General features: G+C 61.7%; 18 protein-coding genes. 8 read left to right on the top strand and 10 right to left on the bottom strand.

Annotated features, from left to right (window positions below; genetic code table 11):
• From VM94_RS19310 to VM94_RS19300, 3 genes are all read right to left on the bottom strand, one after another.
• A partial coding sequence (locus VM94_RS19310; protein ID WP_046684936.1) for an LON peptidase substrate-binding domain-containing protein occupies positions 1-484 on the bottom strand: 484 nt, incomplete at its 3' end.
• 54 nt (positions 485-538) lie between these two features.
• Positions 539-1,777, bottom strand: coding sequence for a DEAD/DEAH box helicase (locus VM94_RS19305; RefSeq protein ID WP_046685521.1), 1,239 nt, complete (start codon positions 1,775-1,777; stop codon positions 539-541).
• Positions 1,778-1,896: 119 nt separating this feature from the next.
• Positions 1,897-3,978 (bottom strand): TonB-dependent receptor plug domain-containing protein, encoded by a 2,082-nt coding sequence (locus VM94_RS19300; protein WP_235432959.1) that lies wholly within the window; start codon positions 3,976-3,978, stop codon positions 1,897-1,899.
• A 393-nt stretch (positions 3,979-4,371) separates the two neighbouring features.
• Here VM94_RS19300 and asd point away from each other — a divergent pair, with 393 nt between their 5' ends.
• Positions 4,372-5,220 (top strand): archaetidylserine decarboxylase, encoded by an 849-nt coding sequence (gene asd / locus VM94_RS19295; protein ID WP_046684935.1) that lies wholly within the window; start codon positions 4,372-4,374, stop codon positions 5,218-5,220.
• Between the two features lie 16 nt (positions 5,221-5,236).
• Here the strand turns inward: asd and VM94_RS19290 are convergent, their stop codons facing one another.
• Positions 5,237-6,142 (bottom strand): LysR family transcriptional regulator, encoded by a 906-nt coding sequence (locus tag VM94_RS19290; RefSeq protein WP_046684934.1) that lies wholly within the window; start codon positions 6,140-6,142, stop codon positions 5,237-5,239.
• A gap of 115 nt (positions 6,143-6,257) precedes the next feature.
• Here VM94_RS19290 and VM94_RS19285 point away from each other — a divergent pair, with 115 nt between their 5' ends.
• The 3 genes from VM94_RS19285 (at position 6,258) to VM94_RS19275 (ending at position 8,872) form a co-directional block, all read left to right on the top strand.
• The gene (locus VM94_RS19285; protein WP_046684933.1) at positions 6,258-6,857 is read left to right on the top strand and encodes an FMN-dependent NADH-azoreductase; all 600 of its coding nucleotides are present in this window, start codon (positions 6,258-6,260) and stop codon (positions 6,855-6,857) included.
• A 57-nt stretch (positions 6,858-6,914) separates the two neighbouring features.
• Positions 6,915-7,790, top strand: coding sequence for a pirin family protein (locus VM94_RS19280; protein ID WP_046684932.1), 876 nt, complete (start codon positions 6,915-6,917; stop codon positions 7,788-7,790).
• Positions 7,791-7,921: 131 nt separating this feature from the next.
• The gene (locus VM94_RS19275; RefSeq protein WP_046684931.1) at positions 7,922-8,872 is read left to right on the top strand and encodes a cation diffusion facilitator family transporter; all 951 of its coding nucleotides are present in this window, start codon (positions 7,922-7,924) and stop codon (positions 8,870-8,872) included.
• Between the two features lie 82 nt (positions 8,873-8,954).
• On the opposite strand, the gene VM94_RS19270 is transcribed toward VM94_RS19275, so the two are convergent.
• The 3 genes from VM94_RS19270 to VM94_RS19260 are packed head-to-tail and all read right to left on the bottom strand — an operon-like array spanning position 8,955 to position 12,527.
• A complete protein-coding gene (locus tag VM94_RS19270) occupies positions 8,955-11,207 on the bottom strand; it encodes a RelA/SpoT family protein (RefSeq protein WP_046684930.1) in 2,253 nt (750 codons plus the stop codon).
• Positions 11,208-11,248: 41 nt separating this feature from the next.
• The gene (locus tag VM94_RS19265; protein ID WP_034784210.1) at positions 11,249-11,599 is read right to left on the bottom strand and encodes a RidA family protein; all 351 of its coding nucleotides are present in this window, start codon (positions 11,597-11,599) and stop codon (positions 11,249-11,251) included.
• A gap of 46 nt (positions 11,600-11,645) precedes the next feature.
• Positions 11,646-12,527, bottom strand: a complete 882-nt coding sequence (locus tag VM94_RS19260) for an alpha/beta fold hydrolase (protein ID WP_046684929.1) — start codon at positions 12,525-12,527, stop codon at positions 11,646-11,648.
• 270 nt (positions 12,528-12,797) lie between these two features.
• Here VM94_RS19260 and VM94_RS19255 point away from each other — a divergent pair, with 270 nt between their 5' ends.
• Both VM94_RS19255 and VM94_RS19250 read left to right on the top strand, forming a co-directional pair.
• Complete coding sequence (locus tag VM94_RS19255; protein WP_235432958.1) at positions 12,798-14,135, top strand: dicarboxylate/amino acid:cation symporter; 1,338 nt, start codon at positions 12,798-12,800, stop codon at positions 14,133-14,135.
• A gap of 234 nt (positions 14,136-14,369) precedes the next feature.
• The gene (locus VM94_RS19250; protein WP_046684927.1) at positions 14,370-14,780 is read left to right on the top strand and encodes a DoxX family protein; all 411 of its coding nucleotides are present in this window, start codon (positions 14,370-14,372) and stop codon (positions 14,778-14,780) included.
• Between the two features lie 52 nt (positions 14,781-14,832).
• On the opposite strand, the gene VM94_RS19245 is transcribed toward VM94_RS19250, so the two are convergent.
• Together VM94_RS19245 and VM94_RS19240 are read right to left on the bottom strand one after the other, a co-directional pair.
• The gene (locus VM94_RS19245; RefSeq protein ID WP_035818065.1) at positions 14,833-15,483 is read right to left on the bottom strand and encodes a CoA transferase subunit B; all 651 of its coding nucleotides are present in this window, start codon (positions 15,481-15,483) and stop codon (positions 14,833-14,835) included.
• A gap of 20 nt (positions 15,484-15,503) precedes the next feature.
• Positions 15,504-16,205 carry a CoA transferase subunit A gene (locus tag VM94_RS19240; RefSeq protein WP_046684926.1) on the bottom strand — a complete coding sequence of 234 codons (702 nt, stop codon included), beginning with the start codon at positions 16,203-16,205 and terminating at the stop codon, positions 15,504-15,506.
• Positions 16,206-16,352: 147 nt separating this feature from the next.
• Between VM94_RS19240 and VM94_RS19235 the strand changes: the two genes are divergently transcribed.
• On the top strand, positions 16,353-16,919 hold the full coding sequence (locus VM94_RS19235) for a LuxR C-terminal-related transcriptional regulator (RefSeq protein ID WP_046684925.1): 567 nt from the start codon (positions 16,353-16,355) through the stop codon (positions 16,917-16,919).
• A gap of 22 nt (positions 16,920-16,941) precedes the next feature.
• Here the strand turns inward: VM94_RS19235 and VM94_RS19230 are convergent, their stop codons facing one another.
• Positions 16,942-17,718, bottom strand: a complete 777-nt coding sequence (locus VM94_RS19230) for an SDR family oxidoreductase (RefSeq protein ID WP_034752351.1) — start codon at positions 17,716-17,718, stop codon at positions 16,942-16,944.
• A 264-nt stretch (positions 17,719-17,982) separates the two neighbouring features.
• Here VM94_RS19230 and VM94_RS19225 point away from each other — a divergent pair, with 264 nt between their 5' ends.
• Positions 17,983-19,659 (top strand): electron transfer flavoprotein-ubiquinone oxidoreductase, encoded by a 1,677-nt coding sequence (locus VM94_RS19225; RefSeq protein WP_175444538.1) that lies wholly within the window; start codon positions 17,983-17,985, stop codon positions 19,657-19,659.
• Positions 19,660-19,724: the final 65 nt, after the last annotated feature.

Here is a 19,724-nt window from a genome sequence, read left to right as displayed (position 1 = left end):
CCCAGCCGCACTCGTCGAGCCGGTATGGCGGCTGCAGGGGCATTTGGTCAGGCGGGATCTTTTGCTCCTGCAAGGTGCGGATCAGGGCGCCGAGCGCGTCGGCCACGTTCTGCTGCTCTTGCGGGATGGGAATGGTTTTATCTGCCGGCAAGGTTTCAACGTGTGCCATCCACAAGCCATGCTTCAGCTGCTCGCTGGAAACGATGTGAAAGCGCTGCATGCCCATGCATTTGATTTGCAGCAAGCCAGACAGGGGCGCGGCCCAGTCGACGATGCGCGCCAGGGTGCCCACGGGCGCCAGGGCTTCCTGCTGGCCCGGCTTGCGCACTTCCGCGCCGTCCAGCAGCTGCACCACGCCAAACGGCTGCTCGCCCATGATGCATTTACGTATCATGTCCAGATAGCGTACCTCGAAGATCTGCAGGGGCAGATAGCCATCGGGATACAGCACCGTATTGAGCGGGAACAAAGGTATCGAGGTCATAGGCGCATGATGGCACGAATGGCATATCCGTGCAGCGCGCCTTGCACCTTCCGATTATTTGTAGAAGCGGCGCTTTTTCGCTCGTTCCGCAGCCTTCGGCGCCAGCACTTTCACGGCCTTTTTCTGGATGGTGCCGCCTGCGGACGTGCCCGGCACGCGGTGTTCCGCCTCGAAGCCGGATTCCTCGTTGCGTCTCAGGGTTTGCCGCGTCAGCGCTTCCACGGCCGACAGCAATTCCACCTCGTCGGCGCAGACGAGCGAGATCGCTTCGCCTGAAGCTCCCGCGCGACCCGTGCGGCCAATGCGGTGGATATAGTCTTCCGCCACGGTCGGCAAGTCGAAATTGACGACGACGGGCAATTGGTCGATGTCGAGGCCACGGGCGGCCACGTCGGTGGCCACCAGTACCTGCACTTCGGCGGATTTGAAACGGGCCAGCGCGCGCAAGCGGTTCGGCTGCGTCTTGTCGCCGTGAATGGAATCGGCACGCACGCCCTGCTCCAGCAAGGTGTTCACCAGCAACTCGACGCCTTTGCGCGTCTTGACGAAGACCAATACCTGGCCCCAGCGCTTTTTCTTCAGCAAGTGCAAGAACAGTTCCGGCTTGCGTTTCTTGTCGCACACGATGACCGATTGCTTGACGGCCTTGACCGTGCTGTTGCGCGCACTCACCTCCACCGAGACGGGATCCTTCAGCATGGTTTTCGCCATGGCGCGGATGGCGTCCGAGAACGTCGCCGAGAACAGCAGGGTCTGGCGCTGCTTGGGCATGGTCATCAGCAATATATCGAGCTCGCGCTCGAAGCCCAGATCCAGCATGCGGTCGGCCTCGTCCAGCACCAGGGTTTGCACCTGTTCGAACTTGACGGCGCCCTGCGTCTGCAAGTCCAGCAAGCGGCCTGGCGTGGCCACCAGCACGTCGAGGCCCTTGCGCAATTTGCTGATCTGCGGCTCGATGGGCACGCCGCCATACGCGACAAAACTGCGCAGTGGCAAGTTGCCGCCATAGCTGCGAAAGCTGGCATAGACTTGCTCGGCCAGTTCGCGCGTGGGCACGAGGACCAGCACGCGCACGCACTGGGGCGCCACCACGCCTTCCAGGGTCAGGCGCTGCAGCAGCGGCACGGCGAAACCGGCCGTCTTGCCCGTGCCCGTCTGGGCGGCGGCCATCAGGTCGCGCCCGGCCAGCACGGCAGGAATCGCTTGCGCCTGCACGGGCGTGGGCTTGGCATAGCCGAGCTCGTCAAGTTTGCGGACCAGGGGATCGATCAGGCCGAGGGAGGAAAACGTCATGGGGAAAGCAATCTTGGCAAAGTAAAAGGTGGCGCGCACGGACGGGCCGTGCGCGCGATTGCCGAGATTATAGGCCAGCGGGGATGCCGGCCGGGGTTTTCAGTATAGAAACAGCGCGCTCAGAACTTCATTTCCAGGGTCGCGCGCGCCTGCGGCGAACTCGGCGAAATGCTGTTGCGGGCTATCGTGCCGCTGGCGTCCGCATACGTGGTGGTGCTTTCGAAGTCTTGCGCCAGCAGGTTCGACACGGCCAGACGCAGCTGGTTCTTTGCATCGAATTTCCACAGCGCATAAATGTCGACGTCGCGCCGCGGCGACGTATAGGCGCTCTGGCGCTCGGTGATGCGCACGGGGCCGCCATTGCGGAAGTTGAAGCTGCCGCCCGTCGTCAGCACGCCGTCGGGCGTCTTGTAGTCGAGACCGAAGTTGCCGCTGACGGGGGTTTGCTGGTCGAGCCGGTTGTTCGGTCCCGGCACCTGGTCCACCTGCGACCAGTTGCGGCTGATACTGGCGCGCAAGTCGATGGCTGGCACGGGCGCGGCCATCACGGCACGCAGCGGGAACTTCGCTTCCAGTTCCAATGTCTGAGTATTGGCACGGCCATCATTGACGGGCGTCGATACCCAGCGGTCATTGATGAACAACAAGCCTTGGCGCGTATAGCCATCGATACGGCGGGCCGAGGCGCGCGCGCTGAGCAAGGCGCCTTCGGCCCAGTAGTGCTCGTACGAAGCGTCGATGCCCAGCGCCAGCTCCGGTTTCAGGTAGGGATTGCCTTCGCGGTCAGGGTCCGTCTGGCTATTGTTGGTCGAAGTATTGCGACGCGGAATCAGACTCGCCGTGGGCTGCGCCTTGTAGGTGCGCGTCAGGGCCAGGCGTACCTGATCGCCCTTGGTGTCAGGCAACTTCCACAGGGTTTGCAGCAGCGGGCTCCACACGCTGGTGCGCTGGTTCACTTCGTCGTAGGTATCGCCCGCGCTGCGCGTGTCGATGCCTTCCCAGCGCACACCCGCATACATCGACCAGCGCGGCGTGATTTCCCATTCATCCTGCACGTACAGGGCCAGGCGCTTGATGGTGGCGTCGAAACCTTCGTCGCTGTTGACGGGCGGACGCGCGCCCAAGGCAGCCAGCGCCGCTTCACGCTGGCGGCGCGTTTCATCGCGCTCCGTGTAGGCGCCGTCCCAGCCCATCGACAGGGCATGGCCGGGCAGCAAGGGCGAGGAATACTTGCCCGTCGAACTGACGCCGTTTTCCGTCGCCTTCACGCCCACCTTGCGTTCGAGCGCCAGGCCGCTGCCATCGACAAAGCCTTGCTGCAGGCTGTCGGACGTATTGCGTGCGGCCGAGGCGCCGATTTTCAGTTCCAGTCTGGCGCCGCCGGCCAGCTTATGCATCCACGTCAGGTCGCTGCGGCCGAAGGCGTTGTGGTTGCTTGAGCTGCCCGTATTGGTGTCGTAGTCTGGGCGCACGCCCTGCTGCGTTTCGGCCCGGCTGAAATTGCGGTGATTCGAGCGCCCGCCATTGAAGAAGAATTGCGCCGTCACATTGTCGCCGTTGGCCAGCACCCAGTTCAGGCGCGGCGACAGGTTGATGCCTTCCGGGCGGCCATCGCCCGTGCCGTTCGTGCGGCGCAACAGGTTTTGCCGGCCGTCGGGCGTATAGCCCAGTTCCAGTCCCGGATTGTCGTAATGGTAGTCGTAGCGGAACAGCGAACCGGCCAGCGAATACGAGAAATTGCCGTCGCGGTCGGACAGCTGCACGTTGACGCTGGGCGAAAAGCTCACGTCGCTGCGCTGCACGCCCAGTTTGAGTTCGCGCTGCGCCGTCTTCACTGCCTTTTTCAGCACCACGTTGATGGTGCCGGCAATCGACTGCGTGCTGTACTCGGCGCTGGCCGCGTGCAAAATTTCGATGCGTTCGATCACGTCCGGCGACAGGGTGTCGAGCGAGAAACCGGCCGGCGCCCGCTCGCCATTGAGCAATATCTGCGTGTAGCCGCTGCCCAGGCCGCGCATGCGGATTTCGCCGCCCGAGCGTCCGGCCGCGCCGGAGACGGTAATGCCGGGCAAGCGCTTGAGCACGTCGGTGACATTCGTGTCGCCATACTTGAGGATTTCCTCGCTGCCGACCACCATCTTGCTGGCCGTATCGTCGCGGCGCGGATCATAGCCGCTGCCCTTGACTTCGACGGTTTGCATGGCCGGGGCGGCAGGCTTTTCAGCCTTCAGCGGCGCAGCGGTGGCAGCAGGGGCAGCGTCGGCTGGCGTTTCGGATTGCTGGGCCTGGGCATTCCAGGCAAGTAAAACGGCGGAACAAAGGACGGTAAGGCGGAGGCAACGGCGTGGCATCATGACCTGGCTGAAAAAAGTTGGCTGAATAAAAATGGCTAAAAGCTAAAAAACAGGCCGCCGTATTGTGCTGCAATTTTTTCCGAGTGGCGCAGTTTCCCGAAAATATTTCTTATAGCAAATTAAATTCGGCGGAGGACTGCGATACGCACCATTGCATACGGCGCATATCATTGCGCGCCACATCGCCGCTATAATGCGTTTTCACCATTGTTCCCATCACCCCGTCAAAGGCTTCCCATCGTGTCTGACCGTCTTGCCGTCCTGCCTCAATATCTGCTACCAAAAGGAGCATTGACCAACTTTGCCGGCCGGATCGCCGGCGCCAAGGGCGGCGCCATGACGACGCGTTTGATCCGCTGGTTCGTCGGCCGCTACAACGTCAACATGGATGAGGCGCTGGACCCGGACATCACGCACTACACGAGCTTCAACGACTTTTTCACGCGCGCGCTGCGCCCCGATGCCCGCCCGCTGGCCCAGGCCGATTACATCTGCCCCGTCGATGGCCGCATCAGCCAGTTCGGCACGATCGACAATGACCAGATCTTCCAGGCCAAGGGTCATAATTTCAGTACCACGGCCCTGGTCGGCGGTGACGCGTCCCTGGCGGCCCAGTTCGAACACGGCAGCTTCGCCAATCTGTACCTGAGTCCGCGCGACTACCACCGCATCCACATGCCGTGCGACGGCCGATTGACGCGCATGATCTATGTGCCCGGTGAATTGTTTTCCGTCAACCCGACGACGGCGCGCGGCATTCCCGGCCTGTTCGCCCGCAACGAGCGCGTCGTCTGCGTATTCGACACGGCCAACGGCCCCTTCGTCATGACCCTGGTCGGCGCCACCATCGTCGGCAGCATGGCCACCGTCTGGCACGGCGTCGTCAACCCGCCCCGCACGGGCCAGGTGCGCGACTGGAGCTATGCGAACGACAATGTCGTGCTGAAACAGGGCGAAGAACTGGGCCGCTTCCTGCTCGGCTCCACCGTCGTCATGCTGTTCCCGAAAGACACCGTGCAATTCAACGCCAACTGGCAGCCGGCCGGCCCCGTGCAGCTGGGCGAAGTCATGGGCAACCTGCCCAAGTAAGCCAACGGGACGCGCGCTACACGGGCGCGTCGGTCTTGTACATTTCTTCCATCAAGTCCAGGAACGCGCGCGTCTTGGCCGGCATCAAACGCCGGCCGGGAAACACGGCCCAGCCCGTGACCAGCGGGAAACTCCACTCCGGCAGCACGCGCACCAATTCCCCCGTCGCCACATAGGCCTTGGCAAAGCGGTCCGTGCTGGCCGCGATGCCCACGCCCGTGCACGCCATGCGCACCAGCAACTCCGGTGAGTTCGCCAGCAGGCGCACGGGCAAATCGCGTTCCCACGTCGTCTTGCCGCGGATCAAAGTCCAGTGCACGAGGCCATGCACTGCGCGGGGCAAACTCAGCAGATCGTGGCCGTACAGATCGTCGGGATGCTCGGGCAAGCCGTGCACGCTCGTGTATTGCGGCGAGGCATACAGTGCCAGGGTGCTGAAGGCCACGCGGCGCGCGGACAGGCTGGCGTCGTCGGGCAGGTTGCCCATGCGGATGGCCAGGTCGAAGTTTTCTTCCAGCAAATCCACCCTGCGCGCCGACAAGTCCAGTTCCAGCGAAATGGCCGGATAGCGGCGCACGAACTCGGCCAGCACCTGGCGCATCAGGGTGTCGCCGAAATCGGCCGGCATGGAAATGCGCAGCAAGCCGCTGGGCCCGGCCTGGCGGTGCTGCGCCAGCGCGCCGGCCGCCTCCGTTTCTTCCACCACCTTGCGCGCATGCTCGAGCAGGCTGGCGCCAAACTCCGTCAGCGCCAGCTTGCGCGTCGTGCGCAGCAGCAATCGTTCGCCCAACTTCGCTTCCAGCAGCGAGATACGGCGCGACAGGGTCGACTTGGGCAAGTCCACGCGCACGGCGGCGCGACTGAAACTGCCGCATTCGACGACTCTGGCAAACAGCAGCAAATCTCCGGGATCGATATCCATACAAGCTCATTGTTCCATTGGTGGGTTAATGTTATCCATTTTAACGTCTTCCGCATGAATTTTGGAATTGCTATAGTTCATCCATCGCAAGACACCTCACAACGGAGAAAACAAGATGAACATCCTGCAAATCAATTCCAGCGCCCGCAGCACCGGGTCCGCCTCGACCCGCCTGGCTGACGCCATCGTTAGCCGCGTACAAGCGGCCAACCCTGGCGCCGCCCTCGTCCGTCGCGACCTGGCTGCCGCACCGCACCCCGTGCTCGACGAGCCGACCCTGCAGGCACTGTTCACGCCAGCGGACAAACGCACGCCGGAACAGGCGGCCCGCATCGCCCTGGACGACGCGCTGATTGCGCAAGTGCAAGCAGCTGACGTGATCGTCATCGGCGCGCCGATGTACAACTTCGGTATCACCGTGCAGCTGAAAAGCTGGTTCGACGCGATTGCCCGCGCCAACGTCACCTTCAAGTACACGGAAAACGGCCCAGTTGGCCTGCTGAGCGGCAAGAAAGTCTACGTGGGCCTGTCCCGCGGCGGCTTGCACCGCGACAGCGCCAACGATAGCCAGGTGCCTTACCTGAACACCATGTTCGGCTTCCTGGGCATGACCGACGTGCAATACGTGTATTCGGAAGGCATGGGCATGGGTCCGGAAGCCGTGGCCAAGGCGCAAGCGCAAGCGGACGCCGAGATCAACGCCATCCTGGTGTAATTCCCAGCAGTGAAAGGGGCGGCGCACTGGCGCCGTCCTGGCCTAGAGGAGAAAGCAATGAGCGATATCACCACCGTCAACAAGCCACGCGCCGTCGAGCGCGTGATCGCCGGCCAGGCCGTCATGGATGGCGCCGGCGTGAAGATCAACCGCGTGCTGACGCAGCAGCTGCAGCGCCGTCTCGACCCGTTTTTGATGCTCGACAACTTTGCCAGCGACAAGCCGAACGACTATATCGCCGGCTTCCCCGAGCATCCGCACCGCGGTTTCGAAACGGTGTCGTACATGATCACGGGACGCATGCGCCACAAGGACAGCGCGGGCAACGAAGGCTTGCTGACGTCGGGCGGCGTGCAATGGATGACGGCCGGCAGCGGCGTGATCCATTCGGAAATGCCGGAGCAGGAAGAAGGCGTGATGGAAGGTTTTCAGCTGTGGCTGAACCTGCCCGCGCGCGACAAGATGCGCACGCCGTGGTACCGCGATTTCGATAGCAGCGAGATCCCCCGCTACACGACGGACGCGGGCGTGGCCGTGCAAGTGATCGCCGGCGAGAGCCATGGCGTGACGGGCGCCGTGCAGCGCGAGTTGACGGAACCGTTGTACCTCGACATCGACTTGCCGGCCGGCGCCAGTTTCGAGCAGCCATTGCCGCCAGGCCATAACGCCTTCATCTACACCTTTCGTGGCGAAGTGCAGGTCGACGGCAAGGCCGTGCCCGCCCTGCGCATGGCGATCTTCAGCAACACGCCGGGCAGCGACGGCGTGCGCATCGAAGCGCCCGAAGGCGGCCGCGTGATCCTCGTCGCCGGCCAGCCCTTGAACGAACCGATTGCGCAGTATGGCCCGTTTGTCATGAATACCCAGGCGGAAGTATTCCAGGCCGTACAGGATTTCCGCGAAGGCAAGTTTGGCGAGACGACGCCGCAGTAAGTCTGTCTCAATAACATTGCTTGCTCCAGGAAAAACCTGCAGCGCCGCAAGGCCTGCAGGTTTTTTTATGCGCCGACTGTTTTGTTGCTTTTCAATTACACTGACGGCAAGATCATTCAACAAAGCATTCCATGCAACCGACGCACACCGAACACGACGCCACCCATTTGCATGCCCACCTGAAAGGCGACGCCAAGCACACCCACTCGTTCGAGGGGCGCAGCCAAAGCATCCTCGCGTGGGCGCTGGGCCTGACCCTGTCGTTTGCCGGCATCGAGGTGGCGGCCGGGTTCCTGTCCAATTCGCTGGCCCTGATTTCCGACGCGGGCCACATGGTCACGGACGCGGCCGCGCTGGGCCTGGCCCTGCTGGCGCAGCTGATCGCGCGCCGCCCGCCGTCGCCGCGCCACTCGTTCGGCTTTGGCCGCGCCGAAGCGCTGGCCGCCTTCGTCAATGGCCTGGCCATGCTGTGCGTCGTAGGCTGGATCTGCTATGAAGCCGTGCTGCGCTTTTCCGCCCCGCAAACCGTGCAAGGCGGCATGGTCTTCATCGTCGCCTTCATCGGCCTTGCCATCAACCTGGTGGTGGCGTGGGTCTTGTCGAAAGACAAGCAAAGCGTCAACACGCGCGCCGCCCTCGTGCACGTGATGGGCGACTTGCTGGGCTCGGTCGCCGCCATCGTCGCCGGCGCCGTGATTTACTTCACGGGCTGGATGCAGATCGACCCGCTGCTGTCCGTGCTGGTGTCGCTGCTGATCCTGAAATCCACGTTCGGGGTATTGAAAGAGTCCTATCACTTCCTGATGGAAGGCGTGCCCATGCACATCGACTACATCCAGGTGGGCGCGGACGTGGAGCAGGTGGACGGCGTGATTTCCGTGCATGACCTGCACGTATGGGACATGTCGCCAGGCCAGCCGGCCCTGATCGGCCACGTGGAAATCGAACACCTCGACCATTGGCCGAAAGTATTGCGGGCGATCAAGAAGATGTTACTGAGTAAGCATGGGATAGACCACATCACTCTGCAGCCGGAGACGGCCACAATGGCGGGACTGCATGCGGGAGACAAAACCCACTAGCAAGGACCGGGGTCAGACCCGCCGGGGCATTGCGTCCCAATGGGGCGCAATGCGATCGCGCAGCGACAGACCCCAAAGTACACTAACTTCTGCGTGCCTCTAACACGCCGCTCACATCCTTGATCACATTCAGCGCCTTCAACAACTGCGCCGTCGAGCTGATCTCGGCCGTAAAGGTCATGCGGGCCTGGCCCTTGGCGCTTTGGGTGTTGACGCCGATGACGTTGATCTTTTCGCGCGAGAAGATTTCGGAGATGTCGCGCAGCAAACCCTGGCGGTCGCCAGCGAGAATAAAGATGTCGACCGGATACACGGTGTCGTGCCCGCCCGTGCTGCCCCATTCCGTGAAGATCACGCGCTCGGGTGACTTGGCGCGCATTTCCTCGAAATTCTTGCAGGTGGCGCGGTGGATCGACACGCCCTTGCCGCGCGTAACAAAACCGACGATGCTGTCCGGCGGCGCCGGCTTGCAACATTTGGCCAGCACCGTCATCAAGCCTTCGGTCCCCACCACCAGCACGCCGGATTTGGCGCCCTGCTCCACGCTGGAAGCGCGGCTTTTGCCGACCAGCACGGCGTCTTCCGGCACCACCACTTCGCCATTGTCGTGCAGCGCCTGCTCCACGTGGCGCAGGCTGAATTCATCCTTGCCCACCGACAGGAACAGCTCGTCGACTTTCGCAAAGCCCAGCTTTTGCGCCAGCGCTTCGAGGTTGACGGCCGTCTTGCCTTCACGCTGCAACGACTTTTCCACCAGCGCGCGGCCGTGGGCCAGGGTTTCCTGCATGTCGATCGCGTGGAACCAGGCGCGGATTTTCGAGCGCGTGCGCGTGCTGACGGCGTAGCCGGCGCTGAGCCAGTCGCGCGACGGTCCGGCCGTGCCTGGCGCGCCCTTGGCCGTGATGATTTCGCAGGTCTGGCCGTTTTTCAGCTGGGTATTCAAGGGCACCATGATGCCGTCGACCTTGGCGCCGCGGCAGCGGTGGCCCACGTCCGTGTGCAGGTGATAGGCAAAGTCGACAGGCGTCGCGCCGACGGGCAATTCCAGCACGCGCGCTTGCGGCGTCATGACGAAGATACGGTCGTCCAGGGTGGCGGATTTGAGCTTTTCCACCCACTCGCGCTGGATTTCTTCCTGGCCCACGACGGCGTCGGCCACTTCCGTTTTCCAGGCCAGCAACTGGCGCAGCCAGGCGATCTTTTCGTCGTACTTCTGGCCGGCAAAATTCGAGCCGCCCTCTTCCTTGTAGCGCCAGTGCGCGGCCACGCCGTATTCGGCAAAGCTGTGCATTTCATTCGTGCGGATTTGCACTTCCAGCGGACGGCCATCCTCGGCCGTCACCACCGTGTGCAGCGACTGGTAACCGTTCGGTTTCGGCCGCGAAATGTAATCGTCGAATTCTTTCGGGATGGGGGTCCAGATATTGTGGACCACGCCCAGCACCGTGTAGCAGGTTTTCACGTCGGCAACGATGACGCGGAAGGCGCGCACGTCGTACAGGGCCGTAAAGTCCAGCTCCTTGCCGCGCATCTTGTTCCAGATGCTGTAAATATGTTTCGGGCGGCCAAATACTTCCGCCTGGATACCAGCCGACGCCAGCTCCGTCTGCAGGCGCAAAATCGCCGAGGCAACGAAGCCCTCGCGCATCATGCGCTTTTCTTCCAGCATTTTGGCGATACGTTTATACGCTTCCGGCTCGATGAAACGGAACGACAAGTCTTCCAGTTCCCACTTCAGCTGCCAGATGCCGAGACGGTTGGCCAGCGGCGCGTACAGGTCCAGGGTTTCCTTGCCGTACTCACACGTCATGTCGTTGAACAGCTTCAAGTCGGCAAAGTAACGCAAGGTCGTCACGCAGGCGGCCAGGCGCACCAGCACGACACGCATGTCGGAAGCCATCGCCAGCAACATCTTGCGCAAGGTTTCCACCTGGGCCACGGCTTGCTGCGCCGCATTCTTGCCGCGCCCGCCAGCGCTGCCGTGCTGCGCCTGGGTCAGCGCGCGCAAGCGGATCAGCTGGCGCACGCCTGTTGCCAGGTCGCACACCTGCTTGCCGAAGCGGGGCTCGATGTCGGCCGCCGTATCGGGTTCCAGCAGGGTCAGCTCGAACATCAGGCCGGCGATGCGCGTTTCCGCATCGCTGCGCAGGAAAGCCAGAGTGGTGGCCACGCCGATGGCGAACTCCAGCGCGGAGCGGCCGGCAAAGGTCTGCTTGTCGCCATACGCTTCGGTGGCATACGCGAGCGCATCCAGCACGCGCGCGCTGTCCGGCGCACTCAAGCCCTCTACCAGTTGTTCCGATGTGGCGCTATTCGGGGCCGAGATGGAAACCATGTATTACCTTATAAACTTGATGACTCAACAGCTTGAAAAACTTAGCGTTCTGCAGCGATGATGACGATTTCAACCAGGCATGCCGGATTGGCCAGTTTCGCTTCCACCGTGGCGCGCGGCGGCGTGTGGCCGGAGGCGACCCAGTCGTCCCACACTTCATTCATGCCGGGGAAATCCTTCATGTCGGCGATGTAGATCTGGCACGACAGGATGCAAGTCTTGTCGCTGCCCGCTTCCATCAGCAGACGGTCGACGTGGCCGAGCACTTCGCGCGTCTGGCCGACGATGCCTTGCGTGGTGTCTTCCGCGATCTGTCCAGCCAGGTAGATGGTGTTGTTGTGTATCGCTACTTCGGAGAGGCGTTTGCCTACGTGCAATCGTGTAATTTCCATGCTTCTTCTTTCGGTTGTTTCAAAATCTGTACAGCGTTACTGATTATTACTTGCCCAGCAAAAACTTGCGGGCAATGGCGATCTGGTCGTCATGGACGAAAGTGGGCGCATGGCCCACGCCGGCGATTTCCACCAGTTCCGCTTTCGGGCCGCGACCCAGCATGCGCGTGGCCGTCTCGTGCGACAGCAAATCGGATTCCGACCCGCGCACCAGCAGAGTCGGGCAGCGCACGGCGTCATACGCGGCCCACAGCATGGCTTCGTCGCTGGCCGCCGATTCCGGCGTGGCCGAGCGGAACGGCATGGCCAGTCCCATATCATAGTGGCGGCGCCAGTGGCCATCCTTATCTTGCCGCAACACATCCACCGCCAGTTTATGCCATTCCGCGTCCGTGTGCGGGCCGAAGCTGGCGGACACGTCGCGCACGAACTTGGCGCCCTGCTCGAACGTCTCGAAACGCAAGTCCTGGCCGATGTAGTCGCCGATGCGCTGCAAGGCTTCGGGCGCCAGGGTCGGGCCGATATCGTTCAGCACCAGCTTGCTGATCGGGCTGTGAGGCAACGACGCCAGGCCCAGGCCGATCAAGCCGCCCATCGAGGTGCCGAACCAGTCCACCGTCTGGCGCTCGCCATTGGCCAACACGCGCGCCAGCAGGGTGACCATGTCGCTCACATATTGCGGCACGCGGTAGAACTGGGGATTGGCCAGCCAGCCCGAGCGCCCGCGGCCCACCACGTCGGGGCAGATCACGCGGTAATCGCTGGCCATGGCACGCGCCAGGTTGTCGAAGTCGTCCGCCACGCGCGTCACGCCATGGGCGCAGACGAGCACGTTCGGATTGTCGGGCGCGCCCCACTCCTTGTACGACATGGTATGCAAGCCTGCGGGAGAGATGCATTGCACGGATTTGATGCTAGCTTCGATCATGCGATTCCTTAGCACGCCTGACAAAACCTGCTGCGCCCCGGTTTGTCAGGTGTTGTATTTGGTAGTAAAAAACAAAGAAACCGGCGATTTGCCGGCTGTCTCGCGCGTGACGCTACGGCAGTGTAGCGCAGCGCGGGCAATGCTCCAAGCGCGCGCCTGAAATGCTGCGCCGCAGCACACTGCTGGCACGCCCGCCATGGCGCAATACCCGATATAGCGAAAATGCATATCTGCGGTTATCCACAATTGAGCCAGCCTGGCAATGCGCGGATGATCGCAGCATCAACCCGCAAGAGGAGACCACTCGTGAAAAAACCATTCTATAAAATCCTGTACGTACAGGTGCTGTTCGCCATCGTGGCCGGCGTGCTGCTGGGCGTGTTCTACCCCGCCAACGCCGTCGACATGAAACCGCTGGGCGACGGCTTTATCAAACTGATCAAGATGATCATCGCTCCCGTGATCTTCTGTACCGTGGTCTCCGGCATCGCGGGCATGCAGGACGTCAAGAAAATCGGCCGAGTGGGCGGCAAGGCGCTCCTGTACTTCGAAGTGGTCTCCACCTTCGCGCTGGCCATCGGCTTGCTGGTTGCTAACATCCTCAAACCGGGCGCCGGCTTCAACGCCGATCCGGCCCACCTGGACGCCAAGTCGATTGCGCAATACACGCACGCCGAAGGCATGTCGACCATCGACTTCCTGATGAACATCATCCCGAAGACTTTCGTCGACGCCTTCGCCAAGGGCGACATCCTGCAAGTACTGTTGATCGCCATCCTGTTCGGCTTCTCGCTGTCCCTGCTGGGCGAGCGCGGCCGTCCCGTTACCAAGCTGATCGACGAGTTGTCGCATGCCATCTTCGGCATGGTCAACATCATCATGAAAGTCGCTCCTGTCGGCGCGTTCGGCGCGATGGCCTTTACCATCGGCAAATACGGCCTGGCTTCGCTGATTCCGCTGGCTAAACTGATGGGTTCGTTCTACCTGACCTGCTTCCTGTTCGTCTTCGTCGTGCTGGGCCTGATCGCCAAGTACACGGGCTTCTCCATCGGCCGCTTTCTGCTGTACATCAAGGAAGAACTGCTGATCGTGCTGGGCACGAGCTCGTCGGAATCGGCCCTGCCGGCCCTGATGAAGAAACTCGAGCGCCTGGGCTGCTCCAAGCCGGTCGTCGGCCTGGTCGTGCCTACCGGCTACTCGTTCAACCTGGACGGCACCAACATCTACATGACCATGGCCGCCCTGTTCGTGGCGCAAGCGACCAACACGGAACTGACCATTTGGCAGGAACTGACCATCCTGGGCGTGGCGATGCTGACCTCGAAAGGCGCGTCCGGCATCACCGGCGCCGGCTTCATTACCCTGGCCGCCACCCTGGCCGTGGTGCCGACGATTCCTGTGGCCGGCATGGCGCTGATCCTGGGCATCGACCGCTTCATGAGCGAATGCCGCGCGCTGACCAATTTCGTCGGCAACGGCGTGGCCACCATCGTCGTGTCGAAATGGGAAAAGGAACTGGACATGGACAAGCTGCATAGCGAACTGGCCCATCCCACCCACCCGACCGACGACGCCTACGTTGCACCAAGCGTAAATATCGTCAAGTAAGCCGTACTCTCCATTGGAAGCCTCGCAGAGCGATCTGCGGGGCTTTTTTCATTGTGCGCGGGCCATATCGCATCATCAACACACAGTAAATCATGCATCAATATTTATCACGATGATCAATGAATGAAAAACCATTACAGTACTGCTTACTTTTCGCCACCAGGCTCCCGCATAATGACATTGCGTTAATGCAAGCCTGACACCGAACCATCTTCACTTTTGAATGGAGTACTCATGTCCCTCTCGCCCGCTTTTTACGCCACCTGGAGCCCACGCCTGCTGGGCCTGCTGCGCATCATCCTCGGCTTTCTCTTCCTGCAACACGGCACGGCCAAGCTGTTCGGCGCGCCGCACGTGGCCATGTTCGACGGCCTGCAATTGTTTTCCGTGATGGGCGCGGCCGGCGTCATCGAGCTGGTCGGCGGTACCTTGCTGCTGGTCGGCCTGTTCACGCGCCCCGTCGCCTTCATCCTGTCGGGCCAGATGGCGGCCGCCTATTTCATGGCGCACGCGCCCGCCGGTTTCCTGCCGATCCTGAACGGCGGCGAAATGGCCGTCATGTACTGCTTCACCTTCCTGTACTTCGCGGCAGCGGGCGCCGGCGCCTACAGCCTGGACGCATTGCGCGGCAAGGCGAGCGCATAAAAAAGGGCGGACATCGCTGTCCGCCCCGCTTCCATACGACGCTACGCCGAGCTTACACGGCGGAAACGTCCAGTTCCGCACCCGTGGCCGCCTGCACCTGCTCCTTGGTCACGCCCGGCGCCAGTTCCACCAGCTTCAAGCCGTTTTCCGTCACGTCGATGACGCCCAGGTCGCTGATGATGACGTCAACCACGCCCACGCCCGTCAGCGGCAAGTCGCACTGTTTCAGCAGCTTGTGCGACGTCGTGCCATCCTTGGCCGTGGCCACGTGTTCCATCAGCACGACAACGCGCTTGACGCCGGCGACAAGGTCCATCGCACCGCCCATGCCCTTGACCATCTTGCCTGGAATCATCCAGTTCGCCAGATCGCCCTTTTCCGACACTTGCATGGCGCCCAGGATGGCCAGATTGATCTTGCCGCCGCGAATCATGCCGAAGGAATCGGCCGAGCTGAAGTAGGCGGCGCCTGGCAAGGCCGTCACCGTCTGCTTGCCAGCGTTGATCAGGTCGGCATCGACTTCCGCGTCAGTGGGGAACGGGCCGATGCCCAGCAAGCCGTTTTCCGACTGCAGGAATACCTCGATGTTCTCCGGCACATAGTTCGCCACCAGGGTCGGCAAGCCGATGCCCAGGTTCACATAAAATCCATCCTGCAATTCCTTTGCCGCGCGCGCGGCCATTTCGTCACGTGTCCAAGCCATAGTAATCTCCGTATTCTGTTTTATGCTTCGGTGCGCACGGTGCGCTGCTCGATGCGTTTTTCCGGGTTCGCGTTGACCACGATGCGGTGCACGAAGATGCTCGGCGTGTGGACCTGGTCCGGGTCGATCTCGCCCACTTCCACCAGTTTTTCCACTTCCACGATGGTGATCTTGCCGGCCATGGCCACGTTCGGGTTGAAATTGCGCGCCGTTTTGCGGTAGACCAAATTGCCGGCACGGTCGGCCATGTAGGCTTTGACCAGCGCCACGTCGGCCACAAGGCTGCGTTCCATCACGTATTGCTCGCCGTCGAATTCACGGATTTCCTTGCCGTCGGCAACGATGGTGCCCACACCCGTCTTGGTGAAGAAGGCGGGAATGCCGGCGCCGCCGGCGCGCAGTTTTTCGGCCAGGGTGCCTTGCGGCGTGAATTCCAGTTCCAGTTCGCCAGCCAGGTACTGGCGTGCGAATTCCTTGTTTTCACCCACGTAGGAGGCGATCATTTTCTTGATCTGGCGCGTGGTCAACAGCTGGCCCAGGCCGAAGCCGTCCACGCCCGCGTTATTCGAAATGGCAGTCAGGCCCGTCACGCCCGAATCGCGCAAGGCGCCGATCAGGGCTTCGGGAATGCCGCACAGGCCGAAGCCGCCGACGGCGATGGTCTGGCCATCTTGGACGATACCGGCCAGCGCCGAGGCGGCGTCAGGATAAACTTTATTCATGGGTGTCCCTCTATCTTTTGTTAAGCTTTGGTCTTGAGTCCATGACTCAGGCAGCGACTCAGCATAAAATACGCGAGTGGAAAGTACAATACCGTAGAACTACCGGCGCCGTGCCGGCAATCCCCCTGTGAGAGTGATACGTATCAGATGAACGCCGCGTCAGCCATCGATTATGAAAGCATCTTCCTGCACGCGCCCGTGGGCATGTGCATGTCGGAAAACCGTATCATGCGTAGCTGCAACGAAGCGCTGGCAGCCATGTTCGGCTATGCGCGCGCCCAGCTGGACGACCAGTCGTTCGAAGTACTCTACCCCACGCACGACGAATTCCTGCGCACCGGTGACCGCATCATCCCCATCATGAACGCCAAGGGCCGCTATTCGGACGAGCGCATCATGCGCCGCAGTAATGGTGAATTGTTCTGGTGCCACGTCACGGGCCACGCCATGCTGCCGAAGGAACCGCTGGGGCCGGGCATCTGGACGTTTGAGGATGTGAGCGAGAAACGTCCCGTGACGGCGGAACTGACCCCGCGCGAGCGCGAAATCGCCGCCCTGCTGGTGGAAGGCAAGACGAGCAAGGTCATCGCCCGCCAAATCGACCTCAGCCCCCGCACGGTGGAAATGCACCGCGCCAAGCTGATGCGCAAGTTCGCCGCGTCGACGTCGTCGGAGCTCGTGCACAAGCTGGTGGGACTGCAGCTGCAGCGCTAGGGCTGCAGCGCAAGCTGACGCCCTAGAAGGTGCTCATGCCGCCATCGGCCGAAATGATGGCGCCATTGATGAAATGCGAATCCTCGCCCGCCAGCAACAGCAGCAGGCCGTCGAGGTCTTCCGGCTTGCCCGGGCGTTTATTCGGCAGCATTTCGATCAGCTTCTTGCCCTGCTCGGTGGCAAAGTAATCTTCATTGATTTCCGTGGAAATGTAGCCGGGGCAGATGGCGTTCGTGTTGATGCCGTACTTGCCCCACTCCACGGCCATGGCGCGCGTCATGTGCACCATGCCCGCCTTGCTCATGCAATACACGCCGATCTGCGGCAATACCTGCAAGCCCGCCATCGAGGCGATATTGATGATGCGGTGCTGTTTCTTCGGGTCGCCCTTGGCGCGCGCGATCATGCGCTTGGCCGTTTGCTGGGCCACGAAGAACGATCCGCGCAGATTGGTGTCCATCACGAACGAGTAATCTTCGGGCGTGACGTCGACCAGGCGTTGCGTGGTGGAGACACCGGAATTGTTGACGAGGATATCGATGGGGCCCGCTTCCGTTTCCGCATGCGCGATGGCCGACTTGATGCTGGCGAAGTCGGTCACGTCGAGCGACACCACGTGCGCGGCGCCGCCGTCCGCTTCGATTTCGGCGCGCAACTCCTTCAGGCGTTCGGTGCGGCGCGACGCCAGCACGACCTGTGCGCCCGCCTGGGCCAGCACTTTTGCAAAGCGCGCGCCGAGGCCGCTCGATGCGCCGGTAATCAGGGCAATCTTGCCCTCGAAATTGACTTCTATGCCCACGAGCTACTCCTGTTTTATTTTAGACAACACTTTACGCCGTGCCTATGGCAATCGGGCAAATTCCCCCGCAGCGCACTCGAGCAAAAGTAAACGCCATCATTACACAAAATGGCCGGATTTAGATTGCGGCGAGGGGCAATGTCACGCAAAATGGCGCCAAAGTTGCAATCCTCGCCAAAAACAAGCACACTCGTGCTTAAATTTCCCCGATGATGCTTTATTCCCTATCCTTGCTACCTAATTGAGTAACTGACAATCGAGACCATGACACAGCCTAATAACTTAGTTGAACAGTACGGACCGCGCGAAACCATGGAGTATGACGTGGTGATCGTCGGCGGTGGCCCCGCAGGCTTGGCCGCGGCGATCCGCCTGAAGCAGCTGGCCGCTGAAAAGAGCCAGGAAGTGTCCGTCTGCGTGCTGGAAAAAGGCGGCGAACTGGGCGCGCATATCCTGTCGGGCGCCATCATGGACCCGAAAGCGCTGACGGAACTGATTCCGAACTGGAAAGAACTGGGTGCGCCCCTGAACACGGAAGTGACGGAAGACCGCATCCTGTTCCTGACCGAAACGAAAGCGTATAAAACGCCAGGCTTCGCCGTGCCGGCCTGCTTTGAAAACCACGGCAACTACATCGTCTCCCTGGGCAATGTGGTGCGCTGGATGGGCCAGCAGGCGGAAAACCTGGGTGTGGAAATCTTCCCGGGCTTCCCTGCCGCGGAAATCCTCTACAACGACGACGGCTCCGTGAAAGGCGTGGCGACCGGCAACATGGGCGTCAAGCGCGATGGCGAACCAGGCCCCGACTTCCAGCTGGGCATGGAATTGCACGCCAAGTACACCCTGTTCGCCGAAGGCGCGCGCGGCCACCTGGGCAAGCAATTGATGGCCAAGTATGACTTGAACGCCGGCAAGGATCCCCAGTCGTACGGCATCGGCATCAAGGAATTGTGGGAAATCGACCCTGCCCAGCACAAGCCTGGCCTGGTGATCCACTCGAGCGGCTGGCCGCTGGACACGAAAACCTACGGCGGCTCCTTCCTGTATCACCTGGAAAACAACCAGGTGATGGTCGGCTACGTGGTCGGACTGAACTACGAAAACCCCTACCTGTCGCCGTACGAGGAATTCCAGCGCTACAAGACGCATCCGGAAATCCGCAAGTTCTTCGAAGGCGGCAAGCGCATTTCGTACGGCGCGCGCGCGATCGCGGCCGGCGGCCTGCAATCGTTGCCGAAACTGGTGTTTGCCGGCGGTGCGCTGATCGGCTGTGATGCGGGTTTCCTGAACATGAGCCGCATCAAGGGCAGCCACGCCGCCATCAAGAGCGGCATGCTGGCGGCGGACGCGGCCTTCGGCGCGCTGGGCGAACAGCGCCAGCACGATGAACTGACGAGCTACCCTGTCGCCTTTGAAAAATCGTGGCTGCATGAAGAGCTGCACGTGGCGCGCAACGTAAAGCCATGGCTGTCGAAAGGCTTGTACCTGGGCAGCCTGATGACGGGCATCGACCAGCTGATCTTCCGCGGCAAGGCGCCGTGGACCCTGCACCATTCGCATGGCGACCACGAATGCCTGAAACCGGCCGCCCAATCGAAAAAGATCGTGTATCCGAAACCTGATGGCAAGTTGACCTTCGACAAGATGTCGTCCGTGTTCATCTCGAACACGAATCACGCGGAAGACCAGCCGATCCACCTGACGTTGAAGAACGCCAGCGTGCCCGTCGACGTCAACCTGGCCACGTATGCGGGTCCGGAAGCGCGTTACTGTCCCGCCGGCGTGTACGAGTTCGTGAAGAACGACGACGGCGCCGAACGCCTGCAGATCAATGCGCAGAACTGCGTGCACTGCAAAACCTGCGACATCAAGGACCCGACGCAAAACATCGTGTGGGTGACACCGGAAGGCGGCGGCGGGCCGAACTATCCGAACATGTAAGCCGGTCGCCCGGCATGCAGCAGCAGCGCTACCGCAGCCGGTAGCGCTGCCCCGCTGCGGCTGCC

This window comes from Janthinobacterium sp. KBS0711, assembly GCF_000988085.1.
GTDB lineage: Bacteria > Pseudomonadota > Gammaproteobacteria > Burkholderiales > Burkholderiaceae_D > Janthinobacterium > Janthinobacterium lividum_E.
Note: the sequence above shows the minus strand (reverse complement) of the source record. Positions and strands in the feature narration are given on the sequence as shown.

Bases quoted from the DNA above. Each gene is read 5' to 3' on its own strand.
- VM94_RS19305 (WP_046685521.1), bottom strand. From the start codon at position 1,777: ATGACGTTTTCCTCCCTCGGCCTGATCGATCCCCTGGTCCGCAAACTT.
- VM94_RS19300 (WP_235432959.1), bottom strand. From the start codon at position 3,978: ATGCAAACCGTCGAAGTCAAGGGCAGCGGCTATGATCCGCGCCGCGAC.
- VM94_RS19290 (WP_046684934.1), bottom strand. From the start codon at position 6,142: ATGGATATCGATCCCGGAGATTTGCTGCTGTTTGCCAGAGTCGTCGAA.
- VM94_RS19285 (WP_046684933.1), top strand. From the start codon at position 6,258: ATGAACATCCTGCAAATCAATTCCAGCGCCCGCAGCACCGGGTCCGCC.
- VM94_RS19280 (WP_046684932.1), top strand. From the start codon at position 6,915: ATGAGCGATATCACCACCGTCAACAAGCCACGCGCCGTCGAGCGCGTG.
- VM94_RS19275 (WP_046684931.1), top strand. From the start codon at position 7,922: ATGCAACCGACGCACACCGAACACGACGCCACCCATTTGCATGCCCAC.
- VM94_RS19270 (WP_046684930.1), bottom strand. From the start codon at position 11,207: ATGGTTTCCATCTCGGCCCCGAATAGCGCCACATCGGAACAACTGGTA.
- VM94_RS19265 (WP_034784210.1), bottom strand. From the start codon at position 11,599: ATGGAAATTACACGATTGCACGTAGGCAAACGCCTCTCCGAAGTAGCG.
- VM94_RS19260 (WP_046684929.1), bottom strand. From the start codon at position 12,527: ATGATCGAAGCTAGCATCAAATCCGTGCAATGCATCTCTCCCGCAGGC.
- VM94_RS19255 (WP_235432958.1), top strand. From the start codon at position 12,798: ATGATCGCAGCATCAACCCGCAAGAGGAGACCACTCGTGAAAAAACCA.
- VM94_RS19250 (WP_046684927.1), top strand. From the start codon at position 14,370: ATGTCCCTCTCGCCCGCTTTTTACGCCACCTGGAGCCCACGCCTGCTG.
- VM94_RS19245 (WP_035818065.1), bottom strand. From the start codon at position 15,483: ATGGCTTGGACACGTGACGAAATGGCCGCGCGCGCGGCAAAGGAATTG.
- VM94_RS19240 (WP_046684926.1), bottom strand. From the start codon at position 16,205: ATGAATAAAGTTTATCCTGACGCCGCCTCGGCGCTGGCCGGTATCGTC.
- VM94_RS19235 (WP_046684925.1), top strand. From the start codon at position 16,353: ATGAACGCCGCGTCAGCCATCGATTATGAAAGCATCTTCCTGCACGCG.
- VM94_RS19225 (WP_175444538.1), top strand. From the start codon at position 17,983: ATGACACAGCCTAATAACTTAGTTGAACAGTACGGACCGCGCGAAACC.